Origin of the sequence: Mycobacterium sp. TY815 (assembly GCF_030755135.1) — a bacterium.
Classification (GTDB): domain Bacteria; phylum Actinomycetota; class Actinomycetes; order Mycobacteriales; family Mycobacteriaceae; genus Mycobacterium.
In genome coordinates this window covers 2,620,590-2,632,708 of record NZ_JAUFRX010000001.1, presented here as the reverse complement: position 1 = coordinate 2,632,708, position 12,119 = coordinate 2,620,590, and the positions used below count along the sequence as shown (strand labels likewise).

Sequence of the window (12,119 nt, the reverse complement as noted above, 5' to 3'; positions counted from 1 at the left end):
ATATGTAGTAAACATCTCCAGATTTAGCCGGTGTCAACGCCGTGTCAATCAGTGTAGCTGATTAGACTGACCGCCATGGGATTCCCGTACCCGCGTTTCATCGGCCAGCATCAGCGAGATCTCATCGCGAAAAAGAGCCAGCCAGACGATAACGGCTGCTGGATCTGGACCGGCTTCCTCTGCAGTGGATACCCCCACATGAACGTCGCCGGCCGCGTCGTCGGGGCGCACCGCGTCTCGTGGGTGCTACACCACAACAAGGAAATCCCCGAGGGATACGAGGTCGACCACGTCTGCAAGAACAACCTCTGCGTCAACCCAGAACACCTGGAAGCAGTGACCCGCAGGGAAAACCTGCGGCGCCGACACGGCCCAGCCCACCTCCCGCCCGCGCCGGACGAGAAGGAATGCCGCCGGTGCCACCGTCTCGGCGAGCGCGGATTCAGGTGGGAGGCCCATCATTGGTATTGCAAGAACGAACGCACGTGCCAAGCCCGCATCGACAGAGCCGCTACGGCGAAGGTCATCGTTCCCACTTCGACAAGGTGCGCAAACTGCGGCCACATGAAACGGCGGCATAATCCGCTGTCGCCCGACCAAATGGCCGTGTCCTCACTGCCTGCCCACTGTCACGTCATCAACTGCGCATGCTCGGGCTGGCAACAATGAACGGTGTTGGCTGCGAGAACTGCTGCAGCATTCCACCGGAAGCTCCGGGGCCACCATGCTGGTGTGATTGTCACGACGAAGAGGAGCGGGAATGACCGAGGGCATCATGCGCGCTGTCCCAGTCGCGCTGGATGGACCGATCTGGAAATGCCCCGAATTGTGGATCCATCCAGACTGGGTTGATCATGTGCCAGGCTGGTCATGGAAGCTCGACATGCCCAACCCGTTGGAAGACGACGGCCCGTGGCGATTCGGCCTCGACGTGTTTCTTGGGCATCACATCGCGTACCAATCCCCAGATGGCCCTGTGGTGTGGAGGATCGTCGGCCTGAACGAATCGCGCACCAACCTGCTCTGTAAGTGGCCGGACTAATGGCTTCAGTCCGTAGACGCGAGCACAAGAACGGCACCACCGTCACTTGGGCGACCCTATTCCACCTCGACGGTAAGCAGACCTCCGTCCCCTGGCAGACCGAGCTGGAAGCCCGCGAGTTCTGCACCCTCGTCAACACCGTCGGCGCGCGCAGGGCGATGGAGATCGAGAACATCCCCCTGCCGAAGTCCGCGACCCCCAAGCCGCGCGACTTCACCGTCGAACAGTGGCTCACCCGCCACATCGACAACCTCACCGGCGTCGAGCAAGGCACCATCGACAAATACCGCGCCTACGTCCGCAACGACATCGCCCCCACCCTCGGCCAGATCCCGCTCGACAAGCTCGCCGAAGAAGACATCGCCGCCTGGGTCAAACGCATGGAATCCACGCCGAGCGCCAAGACCGGGCGCCCACTCAGTCACAAGAGCATCAAGAACGTTCACGGCTTCCTGTCGGGTGCGCTGGCCGCCGCCGTGCCCCGCTACATCCCCGCGAACCCTGCCGCCGGCCGCCGACTGCCCAAAGGAACAGGCGATGACACCGAGGCCACCGACCGCATGCTGTCACGTGACGAATTCGACAGCCTGCTAGCCGCAACCACCGACTACTGGAAACCGTTGATCGAGTTCCTTGTCGCATCTGGATGCCGCTGGGGGGAGGCCGTCGCCCTGCGCCCCGGTGACGTTGATCGTGCCGCCAGGACCGTTCGGATCCGCCGTGCCACCAAGTACAGCTCAGCCGGATACGAGATCGGCGCCACCAAGACCAAACGCTCGAACCGCACCATCGACGTCGACACCGCTGTCCTCGACAAACTCGACTACTCCCACGAATACTTGTTCGTCAACCGCGCCGGCGGCCCCGTCCGCTACGCCGGGTTCAAGCGCCGGGTATGGGATCCGGCAGTGCGCCGCGCCAAGCTCGACCCACCGCCCTCGCCACACGCACTGCGGCACACCTGCGCGAGCTGGATGCTCATGGCCGGCGTCCCCATGCTGGTCGTCTCCCGGCACATGGGCCACGAATCCGCGCTCATGACCGCCGACGTGTACGGCGGCCTGGACCGCACCGCCACCAAAGCCGCCGCCGCGGTGATGGGCGAACTGCTGGCGCGGCCGACGCAGAAAGCGATCGAAGCCTGAAACGTGCCGATCAGACCTTTCCCGTGGTGGTCGCCTCGGTGCCGGTTTTTCCGACGGATTGGAAGCGCACCCCATATCGGACCAGGTTCTGACAAGATGGGTACATGACCCGACCCCGCGCGGACTCAGCCGACGAGCCCGAACACGACATCGTCGAGAAGGCGATTGACGTGCGCTGGCCCGACGACATGGGCGCCAACGTCGAGGCAGTCAACCAGGTGATATTCGCCTGGGATCAGGCCAGTTCGGACGCGGTCTACATGTACCTGGGCCACATAGGTCCACCGCCGTGGCTATCGCCGGACGCCGCGGAGGAACGCCTAGCCGCAGCCGGCGGAAGCCTGCTCGTAGCCCCGAAAGGCAGCTTCATACTCGGCCGGGACCGTGCCGAAGAAATGTGGCTCGCGCTCGGTCGTCATCTGGGGAAGCTTCCAAGATGACGGCATCGATCACGCTGTCTCGGCCCAGCTCCGGCAGCGGACAGCGGCTAGTGGTCTCAGCCAATTCCTCTGTTTCCGAGCATTATGAATTCAGTTCCGCAGTGGGAGCTCCGGGTTCCGACCATCTCAACGTTGGAAGGCAACTTCGCGAGCTGACAGCGACCAGCTCGGAAATGCTGGAACACTTGCGGTTGGCCGCAGGCTACAGACGGCTAGCCGCGCAGAGCGAAGAGGAAAGGGCTATCGACTCTGACCGACGCGCCCGCCGTGATCGGAATCGCACACTTCGCGCCCTATGACCACTGCGAGCCGTGGCCAGGTGTTTCACGCCGACATCGGCCGCCGCGGCCCCCACTTTTACGTTGTCGTGTCGAACAACGCGCGGAATCGAGCTCTTAAAAGCGTGCTGGCCCTGATGATCACCACAACCGACAAATCCCACATCCCTACTGCGGTGCAGCTAACTCATCAAGATCCCTTCACTGGTTGGGTTGTCGCCGACAACATCGACACACTCTGGGACGACGAGCTTCCGAGCATATCGTCTGGCGCTCTGTCGCCGCCCACTATGGCGAAGGTGAACGACGCTATCAAGGTCGCATTCGGCCTGACTTAGCGGCGATCCGACGCAGCCGATTCACCGTCACCGGGTCGTATACCAACGCAGCCTCCGACGCGGCCAGCTGGTTCAGGCGCTGATAGAACCGGATCGGCGTCATCCCGAGCTGGTCACGGATGGCTTCCTCCTTCGCGCCCGCGGCCTTCCAGAATTGACGTTCCATGGCCAAGATTGCTTCGTCGAGATCGCTCAAGCTATCCACTGCCACTCTCCGTTCAAATGGTGCTCAAGTTCAGCGACTTCGAACGGGTCCAGGCTCGCCATTCGGGTGCGCAGGGTTGGGATGTCAACCCACAGCTCTTCGGCAAGCTCGGCGGGGTCGCCAGCCGGACACCACCGGTACGCGTCAATGAGCGCCGCGATCGGGATCAAGCGGCGGGCGGCTAGCTCGCTGACCGCGCGTTCTTCTCGGGCCCGCGCCCTGGGCTCCGCCGGCACAGGACCCCGCTCAAGGTGAATCAGTTCATGCGTGAGGGTGCAGCGGCGCCGGACCTGGTTGAGCTTCCTGCACAACCAGATCATGTGACCGAGCTGCAACCCCCACACGCGGTCAGGGAGTTCGTTGCGACAGTCGATCGTGATGTGCGGGTAGTGCTCGCCCGCGTGTTTCCAGGGGTGCCACCGTTGGCTCATGGGATCGGACGCTAACCATGGACACTGACAAGAACCCCCGCTGACCAGCAATTACACGTGTGTAACTAGGTTTCGTCTTCTTTCGCATAATCCTCTTCACGGGCGGCCGTGCTATATCGACCGAGGTCGTCCCACCACGGGTTTGACTGATCGGGCGCCGAGTGAGGGGCATGCTCGGGCCCACGACCAATATGTCCCCACTCGCGTACGACCTCTGATGCAGCTTCTGTGGCGTCGGCGAAGGCTTCCTTTGCCCACGGAAAATTTGGCTCACCGGTCGAAAGTTGGCGATAGAGTTTTTCGCGTTCGCTATAGATGCGGGCGAGCCAACTTTCCAATTGCGGAGCAAACCCGCTCTCCAGGATCCGAATGATCAGATACGCAGAGATATCGAAAACGACGCGGCGGGACGCAGCCAGTAGTTCCTCCGAAGGTTCGGATTGCCCAAGGACTGCGGCAGCGAGATCGGTCGCTGTCGACCAGCCGGACTCGATCACGGCCTTCTCATCGGAGATTGTGTATTCGGCTGGCGCGGGGGGTTCGTTTACCTCCGGCGGAAATAGCTTCGCAAGATTCTTGCCCAGTCCCTCCGGCATGCCTCCCGTGCGGAGGGTGCCTCCGTCGCGCACATACTGAGCGGCTTCGCGGACGGTCATCATCCGTTCGAGCTCGTCGGCGGCGTCATCACGGCCGGTTGATCGCAATTGGTCGGGCGTAGCCCCGACCGCACGTGCCATCCGCGCCAGAGTGTCCGCCGGCGCCACTACAGGCACCCGTGTGTCTCGGGTCGCTTGCTGGTACCCCTTGGCAATCTGTCGCCAGCGACCTTCGCTAATGCTGGCCAGCTTCGCGAACCGCGAGACCGCCCTTTCCTTCTTTGGAAATGCCTGTCGAAGATCCTCGATTAGCACTGCCTCGGGGGGCTGAACCAAGTCGTCGTCCATGAGGCAACAGCTTCCTACGCGTAGACCTACGAAGTCTAATCTTCGTAGGTTCGCCAAACTACGTAATGACACGCATGTCATATTCGAACATTGCAGGTCAGCGTAGGTCCGACACACCTACGGCGTACTACGCTTGACCTACGCGAAGCTACGGCGTAGCTTCGGTCGCATGCCCATCACCGCCCGGAATCCCCATGGGGTATGGCACGAGCTCCGCATCATGCGCACCAAAGATGGCCGCAGCCTGACGGACCTTGCCGACTCCTGCGACCCTCCGATGTCGCTCTCGTATTTGTCAGATCTGGAACGCGGCCGCCAGATGCCGAGCGCCGACGCCACTCGCAGACTGGCCACCGCGCTCAACGTCCCGGTATCTGTCCTAGAACGGCGCCGGCACGTCGATGCGGAAGGCAATGATGTTGCGCTTCGCGAACTGATCCGTGAAATCGTGCGCGAGGAACTGGCCGCGGCAGGTGCGGCATGAGCGCCGATCTGGTTCAAGCTGACTCCGGTGGTTCGCCGTTCGATGCGATCCGCCGTTACACGCCTGAGGGTCGCGAGTACTGGTCGGCTCGCGACTTGATGCCGCTCTTGGGATATCTAGTGTGGCGCGACTTCGCCAACGCAGTGCAACGTGCCCGGATCGCGTGCTCCAACTCGGGGACCGATCCACACAGGCACTTTGCGGGCGCCCGCAAAGTTGCAGCTAGTGGGCCTGCCGCCGAGGACTTTCACCTCTCCCGCTATGCCTGCTACCTCGTCGCGCTCAACGGTGACCCACGGAAGCCTCAAATTGCAGCTGCTCAAACGTATTTCGTCATCAAGACCCGCCAAGCCGAAACCGCCGTCGGCTCGCCGGCGCTAACTGGCCCCGAACTTCTCGCCCACGCAGTCATCGAGGCGCAGAAGATTATCGCCGCCAAAGACGAGCGGATCGCACAGCTTGAGCCCAGCGCCATCGCATGGGACCGGCTGTATGAACTCGGCGCTGACTTCGAAGTCGACGACGCCGCCAAGATCCTGTCGCGCGATCTGAACATCAAGATCGGACGGGACCGCCTCTATGAGTACATGAATTCGATCGACTGGATATTCCGTGGCCGCCGCGGCAGGTGGAAGGCCTACCAAGACCAGGTCGAGCTGGGCCGCCTCAAGCACCGCCCGGGCGAGCAGTACTGGTGCAAGAAGACGGAGCAATGGAGGCAAGGTGACCCCTCTGTCCTAATCACGGCCAAAGGGTTGGCCGAACTTCACCAACGACTACTGCGCCGCAGTGGACAACTAGAACTGGCGGTGTCATAGATGCGCGCCGACGACTACATCAAGTACGCCGCCGCGATGGTCCGCGAGCGCATTGAGTGGACGACTGACGAAATCGGTGGGGCGTGCTGTGGCCACGGGCACGACATTCCACTTGACGCACTCATGTATCTCCGTGCTGACGTCGAAGCTCTGGCCGCGAAGTTCGGTGACATCAACACCTACTCGGACGGCCGAAAAGTCAAGACAGGCACCCAGATTGAGCATGGTGTCTACACAGAGAAGGTCTGGCATCCGGACCCGTCAGCGGAGAAACCTCACTCATGGCGGGGGCACCTGCTTTCTGATCCCGGGATCCCGTCGCCAGGCATCTACGAGGTCACCACCTACCCGGCGACGCAGGAGATCCACGTCCGGGTGGTGAGAACAGCGTGACGACTGCTGCTGAGTCCTTCTCGTTCTACGTCGATCCTCACGTAATCGACTGTGAAGCAGGAACCGTCGTCATCGGATTGGGATCTGTTGGCGACGGTCATGACGCCGCTTGCATCGCGGCCAGCAGTGGAAACACACCATACGGCGACGCCCTTCTGACGCGCGAACAACTGGGCACGTTGATCGGCTCACTAAGTGAGATCTACGGCGCGATGGGTCTCGAATTGTGACTCGCACCCACTCGCTTGAAGATGCTGCACGCCAGATCTGCGGCGATTCTTTGAAGAATCCGGCGTTGTGGCTTCGCCGGCGGATCCGTGAGGGCAAAGTTCAGGCGGTCCGCGTCGGGCACACGGTGCGGTTGACGGACCAGCAGATCCTCGACGCGATCGAGGCGTTGACCATCGGCGGCACAAAGGTGCCTGAGGTGCCTGCGGAAGCCCCAGTGCGGCTGGGTGTTACGCCAGCTTCACTGCGGAGGCGCAGCGCATGATCCGCACACTGCTCACCCAACTCTGCGACATCGTGGCGCTGCTGTCGGGGCCGGATCACCCGTTCGGCGGCGAGGAACTGCCCGCCCCGGGGGTGACCGCATGATCGTGCACACGCCCGACTGGATACAGCCCGGCGACTACTTCGACGTTATCCCGATCACGGCCGCCGCGAACGTCGCGGAGGACTCGCGGTGCGTGGCGTGGATCTTCACCGCCGCGCTGGTTGGGTTCGCTGTCCTGCTCGTCCGCTGGGCCCGGAGGCGGCCATGACGACGGAGCGGATGGCGCGCTTCGAGGCGTACGGGCCGCCGAAGCCGTCGATGGCGACCGCGGTGCGCGACGTCGACGAGGCGGTCAGCGAAGCGACCGCGTTGCGCCGGGAGAACCACCGGCTGCGCAGCGAGAAGGCGAACCTGCAGGCGAGTCTGGAAGCGGAGCGGGCTGAGGTTGCGCGGTTGCGTGGGGAGAACCAGCGGGTCTGCGCGGAACGCGACACCGCGAAAGCACTGCAACACAGGGGAGTGACTGCATGAGCAACGCGCCGGTTGTGACGGTCTATACCAGCGGCCCGGGCTGCATGGCCTGCGTCCAGACGAAACGTCATATGGATCGCCGGGGGATCGCCTACACCGAAGTCGTCATCGGGGACGACGAGTTGACGATGGAAGCGATCGCGTATCTGGGGTTCCGGACTGCGCCGGTTGTATGCGCGGCGACGAAATCCGGCGAGCAAGTTTGGGACGGGTATCGGCCTGACCGGATCGACCGGCTGACGATGGCGGTCGCATCGTGATCGAGACGTTGTTGCGCGCGGCCGGTGGCGCCGCGTCGTTCACTCTGGGCAGCCTATGGCCGATGCGCTGGCCCGCGTTCCCGGTCGCGTTTTTCGACTTCGACATGTTCAACGAGCCCGCCGACCGGTTGTGGGAGGAATCGAAGGAACGCTGCGCCCGGGAGGCGCGCGCCCTCGAAGCCCAGGCGCGGGAGTTGGCGGCGCAGACCGCGATCCCGACGACCGTGATGGCGAACACGGTCACGGTCTATGAACGCTTGCTCGCGGCGATGATCACCGGTGACTTCGGCCACGACCTAGCCGACCTAATCGGTATCGACCTGACTTCTTCTGCTGCTGGCGAGGCCAGCGACATCGCTCACCGCGGCCCCACAGCAGAAGACGGCCCCGCGCTCGGCTCCCTCCCCCCAGCGGCCAGCGCGGGTCCCCAAACTTCAGCAGGGGACTGCAGCCCCACTGAGGGGCCCGGCGCGGGCAGCGCCATCACGGGCCAACCCAAATCCGCTTCGGCGGCTGAAGTCCCCGCAGGGTCTGAGCTTCGGGCTCACAACCCTGCGGGGCACCCAAGCCTGACGGTGGGTGAGCTGGAAGACGCCGCGTATGCGGTGCGCCGGCACGTCGAGGACCGTATCGCTCCGTCGTCGGAGATCGGGACCGACGCCTGGACGCGCCTGGCCGAAAAGCTGGAAGCAGCAGCGGGGGCGGTGACGCGATGATCCGCACCCTCATCACCCAGCTTTGCGATGTCATCTCGCTGTTGTCTGGGCCGGATCATCCGTTCGTGTGCAACGAGATTGACGCCCCACCGCTGTAAATAAGTCGGCCCCGCGCGGTGTCCGCCGCGCGAGGCCAGTGTCCACAACCAACCCCGTGAAAGGAATGTCATGGACAACCCACAGACTAGCCGACCGCAGAGGCGGCCGTACGTGTGCATGTCGCAACACCTCGACCCCACCCACCCGCCGTTCGCTGTCGTGTTCCAAGACCAGGGCGGGCCCATGATCCGCACCAGCCCGTTCGGGCAGTCCGAAGGCGTCCACATGTCGATCACGATCGAGGACTGGCGCCGCTGGAACGCGGTGGTGGAGAAGGCGGTCACTGATTTCGCCGCGCTGCACCTGTCGGCGGTGTCGCTGTGAGGCCGCTGGTTCCCGTCCTCGTCGTCGGCGCCGGTATCGCGATGCTGGCCGCCACCGCCGGCCTGTTGACCGGCATGTCCACGGTTTTGAAGGTCGGCGCGGTGATCACGATCCTCTGCCTCGCCGCGACTGGCGGGATCAACTTCCGGTGGGAGCGGCAGCGGGCCCGCGCGGAACGCGAACACCCCGCCGACTGCCTGTGCACGGTCTCAACCCGGTATCACCTGGACCTGGTGTGTGCGCGGTGAATCCTGAAGCGTTCCAGCAGTTCATCGCGAACGTCCGTAAGTGCAGCATGAGCGGCGCCATCACCGACCCACCCGCCGGCATGCCCACACCGACGTACTACCTGGGGATCTGCGATACCTGCCGGTCCGTCAAGGAATTCCCGACCGAGCGGGCCCGCGACCTCTGGGATCTCTATGTCAACCTGACTCAGGACCACTGTGACGGCTTGATTCGGGACCACCTCGGCGAGGAGGTGGTGGCTCAGGCGTCTTCGTAGGCTGTGATCGCGAGCTGCTACCGCGGGTATGGCTGAGCCGGTATGAGGTGGTGCCGGTTTCGATGATGGTGCCGTGGAAGGTGAGTCGGTCGACGATCGCGGCGCAGAGTCGGGGGTCGGTGAAGGTTTTGGTCCAGCCGGAGAAACTCTCGTTGGATGCGATGGCTACTGACGCCTTTTCCTCGCGTTCAGTGAGTACTTGGAACAGCAACTCCGCGCCCCGGCGGTCGAGTTCCATGTAGCCGAGTTCGTCGATACATAAAAGATCGACGCGGCCGTAGCGGGCGATCGTGCGGGCGAGTTGCTTTTCATCGGCGGCCTCGACGAGTTCGTTGACCAGTTTGGTCGCCAGTGTGTAGCGGACGCGGAAGCCTTGCTCGGCGGCGGCGGTGCCCACACCAATGAGCAGGTGGGACTTGCCGGTGCCCGAGTCGCCGATCAGGCAGAGCGGGTCGCCTCGGCGTATCCAATCGCCTTGGGCGACGGTATGTACGGTGGCGGCGTTGATGTTTGGGTTGGCGTCGAAATCGAAGTCGCCCAACCATTTCTGACGTGGAAACCCGGCCGCTGCGACTCGCCGCAAGGTGGATCGGCGGTCCCGGTCATCGCATTCGGCCAGGAGCAGTTCGGCGAGGAAGCCGTGGTAGGTGAGCTGTTCACGCTCGGCGACTTTCACTGCTTCGTCGATCACCGCACGCACGGTCGGCAACCGCAGGCGTCGGCATGCGGAATCGACGGCGGCTTGGGCCGCTTGTGGGGTCATCCCGCGTTGGCGGCGCAGGGTGTTGGTGACTTTCGTGGCCGTGCTCATGATCCAGTCGTTCCTTCCATTCCGTCACCGGGTGGCGGTGTTGGGGGTCTGCGTTGGAGCAGCTCGTCGTAGGCCGCGACGTCAGGCAGCGGCCGGGTGTCGGGTGGCAGGCCGGCGATCACGGTCGCTGGATCAGCCAGGCGGCGCTGGGTCAGACTGACGACCCGGTAATCGACGGTATTGGCATGGTTACCGGCGTGACGGTCTGATTCGAGACCACCACCGGCGGCATGCAGGCGTGCTTCGACCGCGACCACATCCGCTGAAACGGCACCGACCGACAGGGCGGCGTGGATCCCGGCGATCACATCGGTAGCGCGCATGCTGCGGTGCAGCAGCAGCACGTCGATTAGCGAGCGAGTCCCGCCAGCATCGCCGTCGACGCGGCGGGCCTGCTGCCAGAACGCCTCGTGCGCTGCGGTGAAAGTGCCGGCGGCGCGGGCCTGAGCAAGCGCGGTGGAGCCGGGCAACGCGCCGGGTTTGCAGTGCAACACCTCCAGATAGTGGTCGAGGTTGATCGATTGCCCGTTGCGGGTCGTGACGCGTTCATGGCGTGCGGCGATAGTGCGGCCGTCGAAGACGACCAACTCCGAGGCCCGCAGCGACACCCTGACTTTGCGTCCGATCAACCGGGCGGGAACCGAGTACTTCGCCGACCGCGCCGTGATCAGCGCCGACCGGTCCACCCGTGGATGCAGCACCAGCCCCGGGTCGAACCGCTCGGCAGGCAGAGCGGCGAGATGTTCTCGTTCGGTCTGGAAGTCCTGGCCCACGGTGTGCAGCCGGCCGGTGACCCGCCGATGATCCTCACGTGCTTCGCAGCGGCGGATGTAGTCGTTGAGCTCTGACAGCGAGTCCACTTCCGGCATGGGCGTGAGCCAGGTGCGGCGGAAACGTCCGATCTCGCCCTCGACTCCGCCTTTCTCGTGGGCGCCTTTCACTCCCGGCTGGCAGTAGAACGGGTCGAACCCGTAGAACGATCTGAACAGCACCCACCGGTCGTTCTCGACCCTGCCCCGACCGCGGCCGAACACCACCGAGGTGACCGCAGACTTCAAGTTGTCGTAGCGGATATGGCGCACCGGGATGCCGCCGATCACGTCGAATGCTTCGATGTGGCCTTCGAGGAACGCCTCCTGCGACTGAGTCGCATACACCCGATGGACTGCCTTGCCGGACATCGACATTCGGAAAACGAACATGTAGCAGCGGGTTCTGACACCAGCGAGGATGACGTGAACCTCGCCGAAATCAACCTCAGCTTCAGCGCCGGGCGGGTGTTCCTGCGGCACGAACGCTTCCTGCGCCTGCTTACCGGACTCGGCGATGATCTCCGCACGACGGACCCGGACATAGTCACGCACCGACGAATACGACACATCCTCAACGCCGTGTTCATCGGCCAGACGATTGCAAATCCTTGTCGCAGTGTGGCGTTGCTTGCGGGGCGCATCCAGATCGGTCCGCAGCATCGCATCAATCGCAGGTTTGAGCGGGCCCAGTTTCGGCGACTCCCGCACCGGTGTCTTCCGCCTCGGCGGCTCCGGATTCGCCAACGCGTGCCGGACCGTATCCCGGCCAACCTTGTACTTACGAGCAAGCGCCCGAATACCCAAACCCTCGACCCGGGCGTCCCTACGTATCTGGGCGAACAGCTCCACACGACTTCCCATCCGGAACCCTCCGACAGCGAGCCAATAATCGACACGCCAACCGTCGAGGGTGGTCCTGAATCAAACCGTCACAACACACCGGTCTGAAAGAAGGTGGTCCTGAATCAGGCCGTCACACCGGTCCTGAATCAAACTGTCATAGCCACTGGGAGCGTCATCACCCGCACGGCGATGAGGTAGGCGATG

General features: G+C 63.6%; 20 protein-coding genes and 1 pseudogene. 16 read left to right on the top strand and 5 right to left on the bottom strand.

Going from position 1 to position 12,119, the window contains the following annotated elements:
• Positions 1-75 precede the first annotated feature (75 nt).
• From QXK92_RS11175 to QXK92_RS11155, 5 genes are all read left to right on the top strand, one after another.
• Entirely contained in the window at positions 76-669 is a 594-nt protein-coding gene (locus QXK92_RS11175) for an HNH endonuclease signature motif containing protein (RefSeq protein WP_306241688.1), read from the top strand.
• A gap of 91 nt (positions 670-760) precedes the next feature.
• Positions 761-1,042 (top strand): hypothetical protein, encoded by a 282-nt coding sequence (locus QXK92_RS11170; RefSeq protein WP_306241687.1) that lies wholly within the window; start codon positions 761-763, stop codon positions 1,040-1,042.
• Entirely contained in the window at positions 1,042-2,187 is a 1,146-nt protein-coding gene (locus QXK92_RS11165; RefSeq protein WP_306241686.1) for a site-specific integrase, read from the top strand. The genes QXK92_RS11170 and QXK92_RS11165 overlap by 1 nt, the downstream gene beginning before the upstream one ends.
• A 104-nt stretch (positions 2,188-2,291) precedes the next feature.
• Positions 2,292-2,627 carry a hypothetical protein gene (locus QXK92_RS11160; RefSeq protein ID WP_306241685.1) on the top strand — a complete coding sequence of 112 codons (336 nt, stop codon included), beginning with the start codon at positions 2,292-2,294 and terminating at the stop codon, positions 2,625-2,627.
• Positions 2,628-2,922: 295 nt separating this feature from the next.
• Positions 2,923-3,243 carry a type II toxin-antitoxin system PemK/MazF family toxin gene (locus tag QXK92_RS11155; protein WP_306241684.1) on the top strand — a complete coding sequence of 107 codons (321 nt, stop codon included), beginning with the start codon at positions 2,923-2,925 and terminating at the stop codon, positions 3,241-3,243.
• On the opposite strand, the gene QXK92_RS11150 is transcribed toward QXK92_RS11155, so the two are convergent.
• Positions 3,218-3,448, bottom strand: a complete 231-nt coding sequence (locus tag QXK92_RS11150; protein WP_306241683.1) for a DUF3263 domain-containing protein — start codon at positions 3,446-3,448, stop codon at positions 3,218-3,220. The two genes, QXK92_RS11155 and QXK92_RS11150, sit on opposite strands and share 26 nt — an antisense overlap.
• 17 nt (positions 3,449-3,465) lie before the next feature.
• Between QXK92_RS11150 and QXK92_RS11145 the strand changes: the two genes are divergently transcribed.
• Complete coding sequence (locus tag QXK92_RS11145; protein WP_306241682.1) at positions 3,466-3,633, top strand: hypothetical protein; 168 nt, start codon at positions 3,466-3,468, stop codon at positions 3,631-3,633.
• A 15-nt stretch (positions 3,634-3,648) separates the two neighbouring features.
• Here the strand turns inward: QXK92_RS11145 and QXK92_RS34090 are convergent.
• Positions 3,649-3,768 (bottom strand): annotated as a pseudogene (locus QXK92_RS34090) (hypothetical protein); the annotation flags it as partial.
• Positions 3,769-3,944: 176 nt separating this feature from the next.
• Complete coding sequence (locus QXK92_RS11140; RefSeq protein ID WP_306241681.1) at positions 3,945-4,823, bottom strand: hypothetical protein; 879 nt, start codon at positions 4,821-4,823, stop codon at positions 3,945-3,947.
• Positions 4,824-4,992: 169 nt separating this feature from the next.
• Here QXK92_RS11140 and QXK92_RS11135 point away from each other — a divergent pair, with 169 nt between their 5' ends.
• The 10 genes from QXK92_RS11135 to QXK92_RS11090 all read left to right on the top strand — a co-directional run bounded on the left by QXK92_RS11135 (position 4,993) and on the right by QXK92_RS11090 (position 9,192).
• Positions 4,993-5,307, top strand: a complete 315-nt coding sequence (locus QXK92_RS11135) for a helix-turn-helix transcriptional regulator (RefSeq protein ID WP_306241680.1) — start codon at positions 4,993-4,995, stop codon at positions 5,305-5,307.
• Positions 5,304-6,125 (top strand): phage antirepressor KilAC domain-containing protein, encoded by an 822-nt coding sequence (locus tag QXK92_RS11130; RefSeq protein ID WP_306241679.1) that lies wholly within the window; start codon positions 5,304-5,306, stop codon positions 6,123-6,125. Before QXK92_RS11135 ends, QXK92_RS11130 begins: the two co-directional genes overlap by 4 nt.
• Complete coding sequence (locus QXK92_RS11125; RefSeq protein WP_306241678.1) at positions 6,126-6,518, top strand: hypothetical protein; 393 nt, start codon at positions 6,126-6,128, stop codon at positions 6,516-6,518. It begins immediately after the preceding gene.
• Entirely contained in the window at positions 6,515-6,748 is a 234-nt protein-coding gene (locus tag QXK92_RS11120; RefSeq protein ID WP_306241677.1) for a hypothetical protein, read from the top strand. Before QXK92_RS11125 ends, QXK92_RS11120 begins: the two co-directional genes overlap by 4 nt.
• Before the next feature lie 363 nt (positions 6,749-7,111).
• A complete protein-coding gene (locus QXK92_RS11115) occupies positions 7,112-7,282 on the top strand; it encodes a hypothetical protein (RefSeq protein WP_306241676.1) in 171 nt (56 codons plus the stop codon).
• The gene (locus tag QXK92_RS11110) at positions 7,279-7,545 is read left to right on the top strand and encodes a hypothetical protein (RefSeq protein WP_306241675.1); all 267 of its coding nucleotides are present in this window, start codon (positions 7,279-7,281) and stop codon (positions 7,543-7,545) included. The genes QXK92_RS11115 and QXK92_RS11110 overlap by 4 nt, the downstream gene beginning before the upstream one ends.
• Positions 7,542-7,805, top strand: coding sequence for a glutaredoxin domain-containing protein (locus QXK92_RS11105; protein ID WP_306241674.1), 264 nt, complete (start codon positions 7,542-7,544; stop codon positions 7,803-7,805). The genes QXK92_RS11110 and QXK92_RS11105 overlap by 4 nt, the downstream gene beginning before the upstream one ends.
• Positions 7,802-8,521 (top strand): hypothetical protein, encoded by a 720-nt coding sequence (locus tag QXK92_RS11100; RefSeq protein WP_306241673.1) that lies wholly within the window; start codon positions 7,802-7,804, stop codon positions 8,519-8,521. The genes QXK92_RS11105 and QXK92_RS11100 overlap by 4 nt, the downstream gene beginning before the upstream one ends.
• Positions 8,522-8,737: 216 nt before the next feature.
• Positions 8,738-8,944, top strand: a complete 207-nt coding sequence (locus QXK92_RS11095; RefSeq protein WP_306241672.1) for a hypothetical protein — start codon at positions 8,738-8,740, stop codon at positions 8,942-8,944.
• A complete protein-coding gene (locus QXK92_RS11090; RefSeq protein ID WP_306241671.1) occupies positions 8,941-9,192 on the top strand; it encodes a hypothetical protein in 252 nt (83 codons plus the stop codon). Before QXK92_RS11095 ends, QXK92_RS11090 begins: the two co-directional genes overlap by 4 nt.
• 177 nt (positions 9,193-9,369) lie before the next feature.
• Here the strand turns inward: QXK92_RS11090 and istB are convergent, their stop codons facing one another.
• The gene (gene istB / locus QXK92_RS11085; protein WP_082275278.1) at positions 9,370-10,260 is read right to left on the bottom strand and encodes an IS21-like element helper ATPase IstB; all 891 of its coding nucleotides are present in this window, start codon (positions 10,258-10,260) and stop codon (positions 9,370-9,372) included.
• The gene (gene istA, locus QXK92_RS11080; RefSeq protein ID WP_055578112.1) at positions 10,257-11,933 is read right to left on the bottom strand and encodes an IS21 family transposase; all 1,677 of its coding nucleotides are present in this window, start codon (positions 11,931-11,933) and stop codon (positions 10,257-10,259) included. Before istA ends, istB begins: the two co-directional genes overlap by 4 nt.
• Between the last annotated feature and the right edge of the window lie 186 nt (positions 11,934-12,119).

Excerpts from the sequence above, each read along its gene's own strand:
- QXK92_RS11175 (WP_306241688.1), top strand. The coding sequence starts at position 76 with ATGGGATTCCCGTACCCGCGTTTCATCGGCCAGCATCAGCGAGATCTC.
- QXK92_RS11170 (WP_306241687.1), top strand. The coding sequence starts at position 761 with ATGACCGAGGGCATCATGCGCGCTGTCCCAGTCGCGCTGGATGGACCG.
- QXK92_RS11165 (WP_306241686.1), top strand. The coding sequence starts at position 1,042 with ATGGCTTCAGTCCGTAGACGCGAGCACAAGAACGGCACCACCGTCACT.
- QXK92_RS11160 (WP_306241685.1), top strand. The coding sequence starts at position 2,292 with ATGACCCGACCCCGCGCGGACTCAGCCGACGAGCCCGAACACGACATC.
- QXK92_RS11155 (WP_306241684.1), top strand. The coding sequence starts at position 2,923 with ATGACCACTGCGAGCCGTGGCCAGGTGTTTCACGCCGACATCGGCCGC.
- QXK92_RS11145 (WP_306241682.1), top strand. The coding sequence starts at position 3,466 with ATGGTGCTCAAGTTCAGCGACTTCGAACGGGTCCAGGCTCGCCATTCG.
- QXK92_RS11140 (WP_306241681.1), bottom strand. The coding sequence starts at position 4,823 with ATGGACGACGACTTGGTTCAGCCCCCCGAGGCAGTGCTAATCGAGGAT.
- QXK92_RS11135 (WP_306241680.1), top strand. The coding sequence starts at position 4,993 with ATGCCCATCACCGCCCGGAATCCCCATGGGGTATGGCACGAGCTCCGC.
- QXK92_RS11130 (WP_306241679.1), top strand. The coding sequence starts at position 5,304 with ATGAGCGCCGATCTGGTTCAAGCTGACTCCGGTGGTTCGCCGTTCGAT.
- QXK92_RS11125 (WP_306241678.1), top strand. The coding sequence starts at position 6,126 with ATGCGCGCCGACGACTACATCAAGTACGCCGCCGCGATGGTCCGCGAG.
- QXK92_RS11115 (WP_306241676.1), top strand. The coding sequence starts at position 7,112 with ATGATCGTGCACACGCCCGACTGGATACAGCCCGGCGACTACTTCGAC.
- QXK92_RS11110 (WP_306241675.1), top strand. The coding sequence starts at position 7,279 with ATGACGACGGAGCGGATGGCGCGCTTCGAGGCGTACGGGCCGCCGAAG.
- QXK92_RS11105 (WP_306241674.1), top strand. The coding sequence starts at position 7,542 with ATGAGCAACGCGCCGGTTGTGACGGTCTATACCAGCGGCCCGGGCTGC.
- QXK92_RS11095 (WP_306241672.1), top strand. The coding sequence starts at position 8,738 with ATGTCGCAACACCTCGACCCCACCCACCCGCCGTTCGCTGTCGTGTTC.
- istB (WP_082275278.1), bottom strand. The coding sequence starts at position 10,260 with ATGAGCACGGCCACGAAAGTCACCAACACCCTGCGCCGCCAACGCGGG.
- istA (WP_055578112.1), bottom strand. The coding sequence starts at position 11,933 with ATGGGAAGTCGTGTGGAGCTGTTCGCCCAGATACGTAGGGACGCCCGG.